The following is a 16176-nucleotide window of genomic DNA, read 5'->3' as shown; positions in this document are numbered from 1 at the left end:
ACGACGGGAGGCGCGCGTGACCATTCTGCGGAACCTGCACGAGGCGGCCGGTGACTGGCAGGGCACCAACCTGATGCGGATGATGCCGGACGACGAGTACAGCCCGTCCGCGGCGACGGCCTCGGTGGGCGTGGCCGCGGGTGGCCACGCCGTGACGGTGGCATACACCTGGTCGCACGAGGGCGAACCGCAGGACGGGGTGCTGCTGGTGACGGCCGGGAGGGAACCGGGAACGGCGGCGGTGGCCTGGATCGACTCCTGGCACCAGAACCCGCACTGGATGGTGTGCGAGGGGCGGCTCGGCGACGACGGCGACATCCGCGTCGAGGGTTCGTACGGCCGGGACGCGGGCTGGCGGCTGCGTCTCGGCGCGGCCGGCGGCAGGAGCCTGCGGATCGCGATGGACAACCTCGGGCCCGGGATGGACTACCAGGTCGTCGACGCCAGCTTCAGCCGCTGACCCGCGGCAACCCCTGCCCGCGAACGGCCCCGCCCCGCAAGGGTTCCGTTCCGCGCGGAAACGCCTGGCGCGCAAGGGATTCCGCGGGGCCCGCGAACGGCCTGCTCAGAGCATCTGGGCGGCGAGGAAGGCGAGGTCGAGTGACTGACCGCGGTTCAGCCTCGGGTCACAGGTCGACTCGTACCGGTCGGGCAGGTGATGGAACAGGATCTCCATACCGCCGCCGAGACACTCGGTGACGTCCTCGCCGGTGAACTCGACGTGGATGCCGCCGGGGTGCGTGCCCGCCGCGCGATGTACCTCGAAGAAGCCGCGCACCTCGTCCAGCACATCGGCGAACAGCCGGGTCTTGTGTCCGGTGGGGCCGGTGAAAGTGTTGCCGTGCATGGGATCGCAGATCCAGACGATTGGCACGCCCGCCGCGTCCACCGCCTTCACCAGCTCGGGCAGGCGCTCCCGGACACGTCCCGCGCCCATCCGCGTGATGAACGTGAGCCTGCCGGGTTCGCCGCGCGGGTTGAGCGCCTCGGCGTAGGCCAGCGCCTCCTCCGGTGTGGTGGACGGGCCGAGCTTGACCGCCACCGGGTTGTTGATGCCGGACAGGTAAGCGATATGCGCCCCGTCGAGTTCCCGGGTGCGTTCCCCCGCCCAGATGAGGTGCCCGCTGGTGGCGTACGCGGCGCCGGTGGTGGGTTCGACGCGGGTCAGCGCCGCCTCGTAGTCGAGCAGCAGGCCCTCGTGGCTGGCGAAGAACTCGACCTGGTGGAGCTGCTCCGGTTCGGCCCCGCAGGCCCGCATGAAGTTGAGCGCGCGGTCGATGTCGCGGGCCAGCCCGTCGTACCGGGCACCGGCGGGTGAGTCGGCGACGAAGTCCTGGTTCCAGGCGTGCACCTGATCCAGGCTGGCGTAACCGCCGGTGGCGAACGCGCGCACCAGGTTGAGCGTGATCGCCGAGGACTGGTAGGCGCGCCACAGTCGTCGCGGGTCCGGTTCCCGGGAGCGGGCGGTGAAGTCGAAGCCGTTGACGGCGTCGCCGCGGTACACCGGCAGCGTCACACCGTCCTTGGTCTCGGTGCTGCCGGAACGCGGCTTGGCGTACTGCCCGGCCAGCCTGCCGAGTTTGACCACCGGCATCGAGCCGGCGTAGGTGAACACGACAGCCATCTGGAGCAGGGTTTTCAGCTTGTTCTTGGTGGCCTCGGCCGACATTCCGGCGAAGGTCTCCGCGCAGTCGCCGCCCTGCAGCACGAACGCCTCGCCGCGGGCGACGGCACCGAGCTGGCCGGTGAGCCGGTCGCATTCCTCGGTATAGACCAGTGGCGGCGCGATCGCCAGTTCGGCCAGCACCTCGCGCAGCGCGGCCTGGTCGGGCCAGTCGGGTTGCTGCCCGGCCGGGAGGTCTCGCCAGGATTCACCGGGCAGGTGGAGCAACTCGGAAGTCATCGCACTCTTCTCGCCTCTGGATGGGGGCAGCCGTCACGGCACCGGTTCGGGCCGGGATGCGCGTCCGGCGGATGACTCGGCAATTCCCCGTTCGCGGATTCGGTGTTGATTTATTCTGCACGAATATTATCGGCGTCGGGGCGCACCGGACAACGAGGAAAAACCGTTCCTCGCGGTAGTACCATTCTCGATCCGCACACCGACGACGGCCGAGAGCTGGGTGTATTCGTCACGGCCGAACAAGCACCCGGAGCAATTGGTACGGAAATCCGCAAGCGAATTGGTCTGCCGCCTCGGTATCCGTGCCGGACGCCCGATCGGATCCTTCGTCCGTACCTGAAACCGCTTGCGGCGGCGGGACTCACGCCGACAGCCTGCCGGGCAGGTCGCGGGACACCGCCCCGAGCGTCGCCAGCGCATCGGTCAGCACGGCCTGCGACGCGCCCGCGTAACCGATCGCCAGCGCCGGCTCGCCGGCACGCGCACGGTGGTAGTACCCCCCGCCGCGCAGCAGCACGGATCGCGCCTGCGCCGCGGCCAGCAGCCGGTCCTCCCGCACGTCCGGGGGCAGGGTGAGATACACGTGGGCACCGGCTTCGGCGCCGAGTACGCGGGCGCCGGGCAGGTATCGCGCCGACGCCCTGGTCACGGTGGCGCGGCGCGCCCGGTAACGAGCCCGGAGCTGACGCAGGTGCTGGTCGATCAGGCCGCTGCCGACGAACTCCGCGAAGGCGGCCTGGGTGAGGCTGTCCGGGACCGATCCGCCGCCCGCCGCCAGTGCGGGCACGGCACGCAGCACCGGATGGGCGCCGGCGAGCCAGCCCACGCGCAGGCCCGGCCCGACGAGCCCCCGTGCCGAGCCCGCGTAGACCACGTGCGCGGGCAGCTCCCGCTGTACGGCCAGCGGCCCACTTCCCTTGCCCAGCCACAGATCCCCGCCCAGATCGCATTCGATCACCAGGCCGTCCCTCGCCGCCGCCCAGCGGCCGAGCGCGGCGCGGCGTTCGGCCGCCAGCAGCACACCGGTCGGCATCTGGTGGGCCGGGGTGACGAGCACGGCGCGAACGCCGCTGCGGGCGAGCGCGCCGACGTCGATACCTCGCTCGTCGACGGGCACCGGTACCGGCCGCACACCGTTGCGGCGCAAGCGTTCGAAGTGCCGGTGCTCCCCAGGGTCCTCGACGGCGACCTCGGTGATCCCGGCGCGGGTCAGCGCGGTGAAGAGCAGGTCGAACGCCGTGGCCAGCCCGGAGGTCACCAGCACCTCGTCGGGCGCGGCCCGCACTCCCCTTGCCCGGCCGAGATACCGGGACAGCTCGGTGCGCAACAGGCCGGTGCCTGACGGGGGTGAATGGCCGAGCCCGCGCGCGTCGATCTCGCGCACCACCCGCTGGTACGCGACGAGCCATTCACGCCGGGGAAAGAGCTGCGTGCCGGCGGCGTCGACGCGCAGGTCCAGCCACGGTCGCGCCGAGCTGCCCCGTACCGGCGAACGCGGCCCCGCAACGGCCGCGACGTGCCCGGCGACACGGGTGCCCGAACCCTGTGTCGCGCGCAGGTACCCCTCGGCGATCAACTGCTCGTACGCCTGCACGACCACGCTGCGGGAGACGTCCAGATCCCCCGCCAGGTGCCTGCTGGACGGGAGCCGCGCGCCGGGCGGCAGCGCCCCGTCGGCGATCCGATGGGTGATGCCCGCCCGGATCTGCTCGGTCAGCGAGCGGCCGGACGCCCGGTTCACCTCGATGGTCAGGCACGCGGACACGGGGGCCTCACTTCCGATTCACGGCCGGGGCGGCCCGGCGGTAACGGTCGGCGGAACGCGAATGGACCGGAATACGTTCCGGCGATTGGTCTGGCCCCGTCATGTCGCCCACTGGAATCGTGAACGGGAATCCGATCTACGGAGGCAGGAACGTGAGCAGAGAACAGGAATCCGTGGAGAACGCGGACGCACGGTGGAACGCGACTCTGGCCACGCTCGTCGGCCGGGTGGATCTGACCGCGGACGACACCGAATGGGTCATGCACCGGGTGATGCGCGGCGAGGCCGAGGACGTACGCCTCGCGGCGTTCCTGGCCGCCCTGCGAACGAAGGGCGAGACCGTCGCCGAGATCGAGGGCCTGATCCGGGCGGTGCGGGCGCACGCGGTGCCGCTGCACATCCCAGGGAGGGCCGTCGACATCGTCGGGACCGGCGGGGATCGCGCGGGCACGGTGAACATCTCGACCGTCTCGGCGATCATCGCCGCGGCCGCCGGTGCCCGGATCGTCAAGCACGGCAACAGATCCTCGTCCTCCGCCTGCGGATCCGCGGACCTGCTGGAGGAACTCGGGGTCTTCGTGGACCTGCCGCCCCGGACGGCGCCCGCGATCCTCGAGGAGATCGGCCTGGTCTTCTGCTTCGCGCCGCTGTTCCACTCCGCGATGCGGCACGCCTCGGCGGTCCGGCGCAAACTCGGCGTCCCGACGGCGTTCAACCTGCTCGGCCCGTTGACGAATCCCGCCCTGCCCGCGGCTGCCGCGGTCGGGGTGGCGGACGAGCGGGTCGCGCCGCTGATCGCAGGCGTGCTCGCCGATCGGGGTGCCTCGGCGCTGGTGTTCCGGGGCGACGACGGACTCGACGAGCTCACCGTCACGACGACCTCGCGGATCTGGAACGTGCGGGAGGGCGCGGTCGACACGGAGACCTTCGACCCGCGCGAGGTGGGTATCGCACTGGCCGGTCCGGACGCACTGCGCGGCGGTGCCGCACCGGAAAACGCGGCGATCGCCAGGGAGGTGCTGGCCGGCCGGCGCGGCCCGGTTCGCGATGCCGTGCTGCTCTCCGCGGCGGCGGGGATGGCGGCGCTGGAACCGACCTCCGCCTCCGCCACCGAGCGGATCGGCGCCAAGCTCACACTGGCCGCCCGCGCGGTGGACTCGGGCGCGGCGGAGGCGCTGCTGGAACGCTGGACCCGGTTGACCTCGAAGCTGGCCGCCGAGCACGGCGTGAGCACGGTGCGCCGCTGAGATTCCCCTCGGCCGCCAGGGTTTTGCGGCGGTACCCGGCCCGCGGTCCGCCGACCGGCCGGAGCCGGGTGACCGGTCAGGGCCGGGCACGGACGCCGTCCGCGAGTTCCGCGGCGAAGGCCCGCACCGCCTCGACACCCGCTTCGGGAGTGGCGGCGTCCAGCAGCCTGCGGACGAAACCGGCGCCGACGATGACGCCGTCCGCGGCGGCCGCGATGTCGGCGGCCTGTCGGGCTCCGGAGACGCCCAGTCCGACACACACCGGCACCCCTGAGACGGCGCGAACCCGGTCGACGAGCGCGGCGGCCACCGCGCGCACCGCACCGCCGGTACCCGTCACACCCATCAACGAGGCCGCGTAGACGAAACCGCGTCCCGCGGCGGCCGTCAGTTCGATCCGTTCGGTACTCGACGACGGAGCTACCAGGAAGACGCGGTCGAGGCCGTGCCGGTCCGAGGCGGCGAACCAGCCGCTGCCGCCGGCCTCCTCGGGGATCAGGTCCGGGGTGACCAGTCCGCTGCCTCCGGCGGCCGCGAACTCCTCGGCGAAGCGGTCCACCCCGTAGCGCTCGATCGGGTTCCAGTACGTCATGCACAGCACCGGGACGCCGCGCTCCGCCAGCGCCTCGGTGACGCGGAAGACGTCGGTGGTCGTGGTTCCCGCCGCGAGCGCGGCCTCCGAGGCGCGCTGGATGACGGGGCCGTCCAGCACCGGATCGCTGTAGGGCAGGCCGATCTCCACGATGTCGACGCCACCGTCGATCATCGCGCGCAGCGCGGCGATCGAGCCGGGCACGCTCGGGAACCCGGCGGGCAGGTAGCCGATCAGCGCGGCCCGATTCTCCGCGCGCGCGGTGGCCAGGGCCGCCGCCACCCGGCCGGTACCGGTGCTCGTGACGTTCATGCTCGTTCCCCTTCGAAACCGAAGTACTCGGCGGCGGTGGACATGTCCTTGTCCCCGCGGCCGGAAAGGCAGGCGAGGATCAGCGGTTCCCGGCCCAGTTCCGCGCGGAGCGCGGGGGCAAGGCGGAGTGCTCCGGCGACGGCGTGCGCGCTCTCGATGGCGGGGATGATCCCCTCGGCCCGGCTCAGCGCCCGGAACGCCGCCATCGCCTCCTCGTCGTCGACAGGCTGGTAGGTCACCCGCCCGGCGTCGTGCAGGGCGGCGTGTTCCGGCCCGACCCCCGGGTAGTCGAGTCCGGCGGAGATGGAGTGGCTCTCCCGGGTCTGGCCGAACTCGTCCTGCAGCAGGTAGGTGCGTGCGCCGTGCAGCACTCCGACCGAACCGCCGGTGATCGAGCAGGCGTGCGCGGCCGAGGCGATCCCGGCACCGCCCGCCTCCATGCCGTAGAGCCGGACCGGGTCGTCGGCGAGGAACGGATGGAAGATGCCGATCGCGTTCGAACCACCACCGACGCAGGCGACGACCGCGTCCGGCAGGCCGCCGTACGCCGAAAGGGACTGTCTGCGCGCCTCCACCCCGATCACCCGGTGGAAGTCGCGCACCATGGCGGGAAAGGGGTGCGATCCGGCCGCCGTGCCGAGCAGGTAGTGCGTGGTGTCCACATTGGTCACCCAGTCCCGCAGGGCCTCGTTGATCGCGTCCTTGAGTGTGCGGCTGCCGACCTCGACCGGTTGCACGGTGGCGCCGAGCACTCGCATCCTGGCGACGTTGAGCGCCTGCCGTTCGACGTCCTTGGCTCCCATGTAGACATGGCAGTCCAGGCCGAGCGCGGCCGCCGCGGTGGCGGTGGCGACGCCGTGCTGGCCCGCGCCGGTCTCCGCGATCACTCTGGTCTTGCCCATGCGCCTGGCCAGCAGTGCTTGCCCGAGCACGTTGTTGATCTTGTGCGAGCCGGTGTGGTTGAGGTCCTCCCGCTTGAGCAGGATGCGGGCGCCGCTGTCCTCGGCGAGCCGTGGCGCCTCGGTGAGCAGGCTGGGCCTGCCCGCGTACCCGGTCAGCAGTGCCGCGAACTCGGCGTGGAAGAGGGGATCCGACCGGGCGGTGAGATAGGCGTCGGTGAGTTCGGCGAGGGTGGCCATCAGCGCTTCGGGCATGAACCGTCCACCGTGGACACCGAAGTGCCCTGACGGGTCCGGTCCGCCCGCGTCCGAGCGGAACGCCTCACCGACTACGTCAAGATAGTCCGTTGTGGACAGTTTGGGCACGGTCATCGTCATCCTCGTCCTGCGGGATCCGGCACCGGTCCGGCATGGTCGTCGAGTACGGGTGGAGCGGTGATCAGCTCGTGCGTGCCGGTTCGTGACCGGGAAGCAGTCCGTCGGCGAGCACCGGATCGTGGCGGGTGAACACCCGCATCAGCGGCCCGGTGGCTGCGGTCGTGATCACGGCGACCAGCACCAGGATGGTGAACCCGAGCTGGTTGATCAGGCCGTACTGCAGGCCGATGGTGGCGATGACGAGCTCGGTCACTCCGCGGCAGTTCATCAGGGTGCCGAGCTGGATCGCCTGTCGTGCGGGCATTCCGGTGAGCCTGGCCGCGCCTCCGGCGCCGACGAACTTGGTGACGGTGGCGGCGAGCAGGATTCCGGCCAGCAGCAGCCAGTGCCCGGCGTCGGCACCGAGCAGGCCGACCGAGGTGCCGAGCCCGACACCGGCGAAGAACAGCGGCAGCAGGATCGCGATGGTGAACCCCTGAAGCTGCGTGCTGATCCGCTCGACGACGGCGGAGTCGCGCGGGACGGCCGCGCCGAAGAGGAAGGCACCGATCACCGGGTGCAGTCCGATGACCTGGGTCAGCGCGGCGAAACCGATGGCGCCGACGGCGAGCACGGCCAGCAGGAGCTGTTCCGAGCGCATTCGCCGTACCAGCGCGACGAGGGCGGGACGAACGCAGAGAAAGGTCACCAGCACCAGTGCCACGGCCAGCCCGGCCGTGGTCGCGATGTCACCGGTGCCGCTGAGACCGGTGGCGGCGAGGATGACGGTCAGCACCGTCCACGCGACACCGTCGCCGATCGCCGCGCAGGACAGGGACATCGCACCGAGCCTGCTGCGATCGATGCCCAGGTCCACCAGGATCCTGGCGAGCACGGGCAGCGCGGTGATCGACAGGGCGAGCCCGAAGAACAGTACGTACGCGGTCCGCGAGGCGCTGCCACTCGCCAGCATCGGCTGGGCGGCGAGCGCGATACCCACCCCGGCGGCGAACGGGAGCCCCATCCCGCCGAGAACGGCGGCGCCGACGGTGCGCTTGCTGCCGATGTTGTCCGTCCGCAGTTCGCAGCCGAGCAGGAACATGAACACGATCAGGCCGAGTTGTGCGGCCTTGTCCAGGCTCTCCAGCACGTCGGCGGGAAACAGCCAGTCCTGCGCGCCGGGCCAGACCAGGCCGAGCGCGGACGGCCCGAGCACCAGTCCACCCAGGATCTCGCCCAGTACCGGCGGCTGTTTCCAGCGGCGCAGCAGAGCCCCGAACATGTGGCAGACGAACAGGATCACCGCCACGGCGAGCAGGAACCTGGCCACCGGGTCGACTCCCTCGCGGCCGTCACCGGCACGGAACAGCGCCGGGCCCCACATCGTGGCCGCGCCGATCAGGATCACCAGGCCCGCCGCCATTCCCAGCCACGTCCGCCGGCTCCGGCCGGCCGCGATCACGGACACGCTCGTCATCTGGTCACTTCCTCGGTCGGCGGGCCCGGGGCGGGTCCGGCTCAGGCGGTCGGCGCTTCGTCGGGCAGGGCGGCGAACCAGCTCGAGAACGTCCGCATGCCGTACAGCAGAGGAACTTCCGGTACGTGTTCGACGCCGACCACACGGCCGAACACGACGACGTGATCGCCCACCGCGACGGTGTCGGCGACCTCGCACTCGGCGAGCGCGAAGGCGTCGTCGGTGAGCCAGGGCTGGCCGACGGTGCCCGAGCGGCACCAGCGCACCCGGTCGAAACGGTCGGCCGCCCGGGAGGCGAAGGTCTCCGCGGCCCTGCGGCCACGTTCGTGCAGCAGGTTCACCGCGAAACCGCCGCTCTGCCGCAGCGCGGCGAGGGTTCCGCTGCCGGTGTTCAGGCACACCAGCAGGGTCGGCGGCGACAGCGTGACGCTCGCCAGCGAGGTGCAGGTGAGCCCGTGCGGCCTGCCCTCACCGTCGATGGAGGTGATGACCGTGACGCCGGTGCAGAACGCGCTCATGAAGTCGCGCAGGGCAGCGGGCACCGGTCGCGCTCCGATCGGAGACGGTGCCGCACCGGGATCCGGCTGACGGGAGACGGTTTCCATGAGTCGGTTCGCCCTTCGGTCGCGGGAAACCCGGCGGCCTGCGCGGGGCCCGGCCGCCGCCGGGTGACGGCCGGGAGAGCCCGGCCCGGCGGGAGCTTCCCGCCGGGCCGGGGTTTCTCAGTCGTTGATGCTGGCGAGGTACTCGTAGCAACTCGGCAACGCGGCCACCATCGCCTCGCCCTCGGCCTTGAGGTTGGCGAACTCACGCCGGGCGTTCGCCGGGTCGAGGTGCTTGATCGCCGGCCGTGCTCGCGGCGGGATGTTGCCCAGCCCCAGGTTCATCGCGTTCCACGAGTAGTTCTCGAAACCGTGGTAGCGCGGGTAGATCGTCTCGTCGTCGAGCAGGTGTGAGCCGGAGAGTTCGAGCCGCTCGGCCAGTCCGGCAGGCATCTCGCGGATCTTGGCCTCCTTCCAGTACGGCGTGTCCTCGCGCTGCGCGGACTTGTAGTGCAGGACCAGGAATTCCTTGACACCGTCGACGACGTGACCGACGCGATCGTTGTAGTCACGCATGAGCCGCGGGTCCCAGCGCTCGTCCGGGAAGTGCTTCACGAGCTGCTCCACGGCGTGCTGGATGAAGAAGATCCCGGTGGACTCCAGCGGTTCGACGAACGCGCTGGACAGGCCGATGGCCACACAGTTCTTCACCCAGGACTGCTTGTTCCGGCCGATCCGCATGCGGATGTGGTTGGCCTGCAGGTCGTCCCGGCCGGGGGCGACGGCGTCCCGCAGTTCCTGCTCGGCCTCCTCCGGGGTGATGAACTGGTCGGAGTAGACGTATCCGTTGCCGTTGCGGCGGAACAGCGGGATCGTCCACATCCAGCCGGCGCTCATCGCGGTCGCCGTGGTGTAGGGGTTCATCTCGGTGGCCTCTTCGCGCGGAACGCGCAGGGCCACCGCCCGGTTGTTCGGCAGCACGTCGGAGAACGAGTCGAACTCGCCGCCCATCGTCTGGTTTATCAGCATGCCGCGGAAGCCGGTGCAGTCGATGAAGAGGTCGCCCTCGATCTTGCCGTGGGACTTCGTGTCGACGTGGGTGATCCAGCCGCGCTCGTCCTGCCCGACGTTCTCCACGTTGTCGACGATGTGCCGCACGCCGCGGTCGGTGCCGTACTTGGCGAGGTACTGGGCGACGGCGTCGGCGTCGAAGTGGTAGGCGTAGGGGAACTGCGCGCGCTGTTCTTCCAAAGTGGACTTTCCGAGCGAGCCGTCGAGGCCGGCGGCGAACAGCGAGCCGTCCATCATTCGCGGCGAACGCTTGTTGTCGCACAGCGCGGTGGTGATGAAGCACTGCCGGTCGAAGGGCATGCTCCGGTCACCCAGCTCCAGCCACCAGTCGGCCATGGTGAACCCGTCGACGGTGCGCAGCCGTTCGAACGGGTGGTAGAAGTGCTCGCCCGGCTTGCTCCAGTTCTCGAAGCGGATACCCAGCTTGTAACCGCCCGCGCACTTGGGCAGCCAGTCCGCCTCGTCCAGGCCGAGGTAGTCGAAGAAGTGCCGCAGCGTGCTGAAGGTCGCCTCGCCGACACCGATCCGGGACACCTGCTCGGATTCGACGAGGGTCACCCCGATCCGCTCGCCGAACGCGGCTTTGAGATAGGTGGCGGTCATCCACCCTGCGGTGCCACCGCCCACGATCACCACGGACCCGATCATGCTGAACTCCTCTGTCTGATGGTGTGCCGGCGAATGGTGAGCCGGAAAATGGCGTGAAGACATGCCGGACCGGGCGGTGCCGCATCGTGCGGGCACCACCGGACCGGAGGGAAATGTGCTTGTGTGGTCGGAATTTCTCAGTGCGGGTGAACGGGAGCCCTGGCCCGGGCCGTACCCCGCCGGAGCCTGGGAGGCGGCGATCCGGGCAGGCGCGAACCACTCGTCCGCCGTCGGGAGGGAACCGGATCGAGGGTGGAGAACCAGCCGGTGAACACGGCGCGACCACCCCCAGTGGATCCGGTATGAGACGTTCTTTCGTGGAGTCCGCCCGGCTGACCGTGGTCCCGCCGGAAGCGACAACGGCACCATAACCAGGCCGCGCGGCGGGACACCACGCTGTTAAGTCTCTGTCGAAAGGCGCAACGCCGCGGCGTCGAGATGGGCGAGCACGGCCAGTACCCGGCGGTGCCCGGTCACCTCGGGGGTGAGCCCGAGCTTCGCGAAGATGCCGCTGATGTGCTTGCTGACGGCCGTCTCGGTGACGAACAGCGCGCCTGCGATCCCGGCGTTGTCGCGGCCCTCCGCCATCAGGCCGAGAATCTCCCGTTCCCGCGGGGTGAGCGCCCGCAGCGGATCGTCCTGCTTGCGCCGGACGAGCAGCCGGGAGACCACCTCGGGGTCGATCGCCGTGCCCCCGCCCGCCACCCGGTGCAGCGCGCCGAGGAACTCGTCGACCCGGGACACCCGCTCCTTGAGCAGGTAGCCGATGCCGTCGGGCCCCTGCCCGAGCAGGTCGGCCGCGAATCCCTCGTCGACGTAGGCGGAAAGCACCAGGACCGGCAGACCCGGGATGAGCCTGCGGGCCTCCAGCGCGGCCCTGATTCCCTCGTCGGTGAAGGTGGGCGGCAGGCGGACGTCGGTGACCGCCGCATCGGGCCGCTCCCGTTCCAGCAGTGCCAGGAACTCGGGCACGTTGGCCACCGCCCCGGCGACCTCGATGCCGTCGGACTCCAGCAGCAGCACCAGGCCCTCGCGCAGCAGTGCGTCGTCCTCCAGGATCAGCACCCGCATCAGTCTCGCTCCAGTCCGCGCGTCGTGGGAGCCCGATCGTCCGGGACAGCACAGGATACCGCCGCCCCCACAGCGCGACGACGGGCGATCAGCCGTGCAGCAGCGCGCTGCCCAGCGGCGTCAGCGTGTGCTGCGCTCCCCGGGTGGTGCGCGAGGTGGCGATCAGCCCGGCGGCGCGCAGCACCCCGGTGTGCTGGCTGACGGCGGCGGCGGAGATGCCGATCTCCCGGCCCAGCTCGCCGGTGGAGCGGCTTTCGGTCAGGTTGCGCAGGACGGCAGTGCGGGTGCGGCCGACGAGCGCACCGAGGGCACGTTCGTTGACGCCGTCGTCGTTCCACAGGCCGGAGACACCGGCGAGATCGAGCGGGATCGGGTACGCGAGCACCGGTTGCGGACCGTCCGGCGTGCGATCGACGAAGGTCGCCGGCTTGTCGAACCGGAACAGCGAGGGCGTCAGCACCAGGCCTCGACCGTCGAGATGGATGTCCGGCCGGTCCCGTCCGGGAATTTCGAGCACCGGCATCTTCCAGCGGATCTTCGGGTGCAGCGTCTGCAGCATCAGGTCGAGGCCGCCGCTGAGCGTGATCCGGCCCCGGGCGCCCCGGTCGGCCTCCAGCCGTCCGCGCACCCGGGACCAGAACGGTTCGACGGCCGTGTCGAAGAACGCGCGCACGTCACGGGTCAGCCTCTTCTGCTCGGCGGTGACCCGCTCGGCGCCCTCGGCGTTCTGCAGTGAGCGCTGGATGATGTGGTACTGCTCGAGCATCGAGGTGGTGGACCGGGCGATCTCGAGCGCGGCACGCACCCGATCGTCGGCGGCGACCCGATTCCGCCAGCCGCTGAACGCGTGGCCACCGGCACCCCGGCGCAGGAGGTCGAGAGCGAACAGCGATTCCGGCACCTGGCCCAGAATCGCCAACCTGGTGCAGGCCAGATCAGCGTCGGTGAAATGAATCTTCAACGCCGCTCCCCAGTGTGATCCCGGCGGTCTCCGCCGCCGGAATGGCGGACGCCGACCGGGAAGGTCACTGCGAAGTTACCAGAAAAAAATGATCCGCCGGTCGTCGTCGAGACACCTCCCGAAACGGTGGCCGACGATTACTCTATTCGGGTTTCACTCCATCAAAATACATATAGCAGCAAATCCCCTGTGCTACAGAACCTATCCGAAGGTAGGCACTCATCGGCCACAGCGCTCATCCGAGCATGCGTACTCGGCCTTCCGGGGGAACAGAACGGCACGGAACAGTCATTTCGACCAATGGCCGCACGATTTCACAAAATGTTCGACTGTTTTTGGTTACGCTAACGAACGGCGGTCTTCGCCGGAGCCTCGGGAGCGTCGCCGTCCACCGGATCGCCGGCGTACTCGTCGGACGCCGGAAACGTGCGCATCGTCGGGCTGGCCGTCACCGCGATCGCCAGGACCACCATCGCCGCCGCGCAGCCGTACACGGCGGGCCCGCGGCCACCCGATTCGACCAGCACACCCCCGGCGAGCGGGCCGAGCGCGCCGGCCACCCCCATGAACACCCCGATCGCCCCGGCCAGCCTGCCGCGGAGTTCGTCCGGGGTGATCAGCATCTGGTACGTGGACACGATCGTGGTGGCCGTCGGCGCCAGGAACGCGATCCCGCCGAGTACCACGCCGAGCCACACGCCCACCGGCACGATCGCCAGCAGTGGCACCAGTGCCGCCGACAGCCACAGCAACGCCACCAGCGCGAGGTACGGCGGCACCGCCGTCCGCAGCCGGGGCGCGGCGATCGCGCCGAGGATGCCGCCCGCGCCGAGCAGCACGCCGATCAGGCCGATCTCCCCCGGATCGACCCCGGCGCGCTGGGATGACGCGATCGCGACGAACAGCAGTGCGCTGAAGATCAGGTTGAACACCGCCGCCAGCACCAGGGTCGACCGGACCCGGGGGTGCCGCAGGATCCACCGCAGCCCGTCGGTCATCTCCCTGGCGACGCTGGTGCCCTTGCCGGTACGAGCGGGTTGCTCCGGCGCGCGCAGGAACAGCAGCGCCACGAACGACACCAGGTACCCGATCGCGTTGGCGGCGAAGGGAAACATCCGCCCCGCGCTGAGCAGCACACCGCCCAGCCCCGGACCGACGACGGTGGCGACGTGGTACCGCGCGGAGTTCCGCGCCACCGCCGTCGGCAACTGCTTGCGCGGCACCACCATCGGCAGCATCGCCTGTTCCGCCGCGGCGAACAGTGACATGAACACGCCCTCCACCACCGCGACGGCGAGGATGTGCGCGAAGTGCGTGTGCCCGAACCCGATCGCCACAGCCAGGCTACCGAGCGCGAGCGCACGTACCAGTTCCCCCGCCAGCAGCACGCGCTTGCGATTCCATCGGTCGACCAGCGCGCCGGAGGGCAGGCCGGCGACGAGCCGCGCCCCGGCGATCGCGAACTCGACCAGCGCCGCCTGGATCGCCGAGCCGGTGAGGAACAGGACCAGCACCGGATAGGCGAACAGTGTCGCCTGGGAACCGAGCTGGGACACGACATAGCTGGACCACAACAGGTTGTACTCGCGGTTCCTCGACAGTGGCCGAGGTGTTTCGCCGTTCATCCACGCCCATCCGTCGAGTCGGGAGCCCGGCGCCCGAGACGGCAGCCGGAACTGAGGGCGCGTCCGGTGTTTCCGTGGTCGCGGCGCTCGTGATCGGGAACCACCGGACGCGCCTCGGGGTCAGGCCTGGTGCCGCACGGCCCCGGCACGGACCAGCGCCGAGGCGCCGGCACCGATCTCCGGGTGCGAGATCCGCTCGGCCGGGCGCAGGTCGGCCCAGCCGATCGCGTCGCCCATGCTGACGAACAGTTCCCGCGGCGGCACGAACGGGGCTCGCCCGTGTGCGGTACTGATGTTGTCGACGATGAGCACCTCTCCGGCCTCGACGTCCACATCGAGTTCCTGGCCGCGGTAGGCGCCGTGCAACGCGGCGGCCACCTCCGGCTCCAGTTCGGTGCCGTCGGCGTAGAAGGTGTTGGTGGGCACACCCCACGGGCCGTACTCGTCGGCGAAGAACTCGCGCAGTTCCTCACGCAGCGCGCTGAGGTTGAAGAACGCCAGGTGGTTGAACCACGAACGGTGGCCGGTCTCCGGATGCGTGGCCACGGCCCAGCGCATCTGCCGGGTCTGCACGTGGTCCTCGGCGATCCACTCGACCTCGATGCCGTTGGCGGAACAGTACTCCCGCAGCCTGCCCGGGTCGTCGGTGCCGAAGGCCTCCTGCCAGGACAGGCCGAGCCCGGGCCGGTAGTTGCGCACGAGCAGGTAGCCCTCACGGTCGAACCGGTCGACGATCTCGGACGGCAACGCGGAGGCGACCTTGCGGCAGTCGGCGATACGGCTCGCGCCGCCTTCCGGGGCACGGCGCTTGCCGAAGAAGAACAGGTACCGCGGCACGGTGAGGTTGTAGGACTGCTCCGTGTGCAGGATGATCTCCTCGGCGGGCGGGTGGTCGGTTGCGGTGAACACCCCCGGGGCGAGTTCGGTGCGCGGCGAGGACCGTTCGGTGTAGTCGAGCGGCTTTCCCACCACACCGTTGACGAAGGTGTCGAGGTCGTCCCAGTCGCTCCACCGGAATCCGTTCAGCAGCACCGATCCGTGCTCGACGATGTTGCGGCGGACGAGGTCGCCCTCCGTCGCGCCGAACTCGGCGAGCGAACGGGGAGCGGGGCTCGACATGGCGAGCAGGAGCCCGTCGAACCGAGTTTCCGTGGTCACATTCTGCGTAGACGTCACGATGCCCAATCCTGTCCAGGGAAGCTGATGGTCTGATTGCCCGGCAGGCTCACCACACGGCTGCCGGTCTCCGCGTTCAGCATCTCCGTGCGCGGCGTCGGCGGCCAAGCTACTTCAGCGGTGACGAAACGAGCGGGCGACGGGATCGAGGAACCGTTTCGGGCCTCGGGCACAATCCGCGCGGCCTACCGATCAGTAGTAATTGTTCCGGACAATTCCGGCGATACGCGGGCCCTGCCGGTGAACGGTTCCGGCGGCGACGGGGAATTCGTGGCGAACGACCGTGGACGCGAACAGGCGCGAGCACCGACTGGTGCCCGCGCCTGTCCCGGAAGCCGTTCCCGAACTGCTGATCTACCGTCGCGGCAAGGGTTTCGCCGCCGCGACGGGACGTGGAGCGCCTCAGACAGTCAGGATCACGTTGATGGTGACGGCCACGACGACCACCGCCAGCAGAATCCACGGCCACGTGGGCCGCTCTTTCCTCGGCTTCCAGCCCGAGGACTCCGACATCTGGCACTCCTTCATCA

Annotated in this window: 13 protein-coding genes; 2 read left to right on the top strand and 11 right to left on the bottom strand. The window is 70.3% G+C overall.

Going from position 1 to position 16176, the window contains the following annotated elements:
- The first annotated feature begins 16 nt into the window (after positions 1 to 16).
- Complete coding sequence (locus tag CFN78_RS08695) at positions 17 to 460, top strand: DUF1579 family protein (RefSeq protein ID WP_205660466.1); 444 nt, start codon at positions 17 to 19, stop codon at positions 458 to 460.
- 105 nt (positions 461 to 565) lie between these two features.
- Here CFN78_RS08695 and CFN78_RS08690 read toward each other — a convergent pair whose 3' ends face one another.
- Both CFN78_RS08690 and CFN78_RS08685 read right to left on the bottom strand, forming a co-directional pair.
- Positions 566 to 1903, bottom strand: coding sequence for a class II 3-deoxy-7-phosphoheptulonate synthase (locus tag CFN78_RS08690; protein WP_094862116.1), 1338 nt, complete (start codon positions 1901 to 1903; stop codon positions 566 to 568).
- A gap of 361 nt (positions 1904 to 2264) precedes the next feature.
- Positions 2265 to 3668 carry an aminotransferase-like domain-containing protein gene (locus tag CFN78_RS08685; RefSeq protein WP_205660465.1) on the bottom strand — a complete coding sequence of 468 codons (1404 nt, stop codon included), beginning with the start codon at positions 3666 to 3668 and terminating at the stop codon, positions 2265 to 2267.
- A gap of 152 nt (positions 3669 to 3820) precedes the next feature.
- Here CFN78_RS08685 and trpD point away from each other — a divergent pair, with 152 nt between their 5' ends.
- Complete coding sequence (trpD, locus tag CFN78_RS08680) at positions 3821 to 4915, top strand: anthranilate phosphoribosyltransferase (RefSeq protein ID WP_338065515.1); 1095 nt, start codon at positions 3821 to 3823, stop codon at positions 4913 to 4915.
- Between the two features lie 76 nt (positions 4916 to 4991).
- Here trpD and trpA read toward each other — a convergent pair whose 3' ends face one another.
- The 9 genes from trpA to CFN78_RS08635 form a co-directional block, all read right to left on the bottom strand.
- A complete protein-coding gene (gene trpA, locus CFN78_RS08675; RefSeq protein WP_094862114.1) occupies positions 4992 to 5819 on the bottom strand; it encodes a tryptophan synthase subunit alpha in 828 nt (275 codons plus the stop codon).
- The gene (gene trpB, locus CFN78_RS08670; RefSeq protein ID WP_094862113.1) at positions 5816 to 7090 is read right to left on the bottom strand and encodes a tryptophan synthase subunit beta; all 1275 of its coding nucleotides are present in this window, start codon (positions 7088 to 7090) and stop codon (positions 5816 to 5818) included. Before trpB ends, trpA begins: the two co-directional genes overlap by 4 nt.
- 67 nt (positions 7091 to 7157) lie before the next feature.
- The gene (locus CFN78_RS08665; RefSeq protein ID WP_094862112.1) at positions 7158 to 8552 is read right to left on the bottom strand and encodes a cation:proton antiporter; all 1395 of its coding nucleotides are present in this window, start codon (positions 8550 to 8552) and stop codon (positions 7158 to 7160) included.
- Positions 8553 to 8593: 41 nt separating this feature from the next.
- Complete coding sequence (locus tag CFN78_RS08660; RefSeq protein ID WP_240519344.1) at positions 8594 to 9094, bottom strand: flavin reductase family protein; 501 nt, start codon at positions 9092 to 9094, stop codon at positions 8594 to 8596.
- 180 nt (positions 9095 to 9274) lie between these two features.
- Positions 9275 to 10813 (bottom strand): tryptophan halogenase family protein, encoded by a 1539-nt coding sequence (locus CFN78_RS08655; protein ID WP_094862110.1) that lies wholly within the window; start codon positions 10811 to 10813, stop codon positions 9275 to 9277.
- A gap of 399 nt (positions 10814 to 11212) precedes the next feature.
- Positions 11213 to 11884, bottom strand: coding sequence for a response regulator (locus CFN78_RS08650; protein ID WP_094862109.1), 672 nt, complete (start codon positions 11882 to 11884; stop codon positions 11213 to 11215).
- 88 nt (positions 11885 to 11972) lie between these two features.
- Positions 11973 to 12845 carry an ArsR/SmtB family transcription factor gene (locus CFN78_RS08645; protein ID WP_094862108.1) on the bottom strand — a complete coding sequence of 291 codons (873 nt, stop codon included), beginning with the start codon at positions 12843 to 12845 and terminating at the stop codon, positions 11973 to 11975.
- Positions 12846 to 13189: 344 nt separating this feature from the next.
- Complete coding sequence (locus CFN78_RS08640; RefSeq protein ID WP_094862107.1) at positions 13190 to 14470, bottom strand: MFS transporter; 1281 nt, start codon at positions 14468 to 14470, stop codon at positions 13190 to 13192.
- A 120-nt stretch (positions 14471 to 14590) separates the two neighbouring features.
- Positions 14591 to 15646, bottom strand: coding sequence for a TauD/TfdA family dioxygenase (locus tag CFN78_RS08635; RefSeq protein ID WP_133116307.1), 1056 nt, complete (start codon positions 15644 to 15646; stop codon positions 14591 to 14593).
- Positions 15647 to 16176 lie beyond the last annotated feature (530 nt).

The sequence above is a fragment of the Amycolatopsis antarctica genome (genome assembly GCF_002262875.1).
GTDB classification, from domain to species: domain Bacteria; phylum Actinomycetota; class Actinomycetes; order Mycobacteriales; family Pseudonocardiaceae; genus Amycolatopsis; species Amycolatopsis antarctica.
Note: the sequence above shows the minus strand (reverse complement) of the source record. Positions and strands in the feature narration are given on the sequence as shown.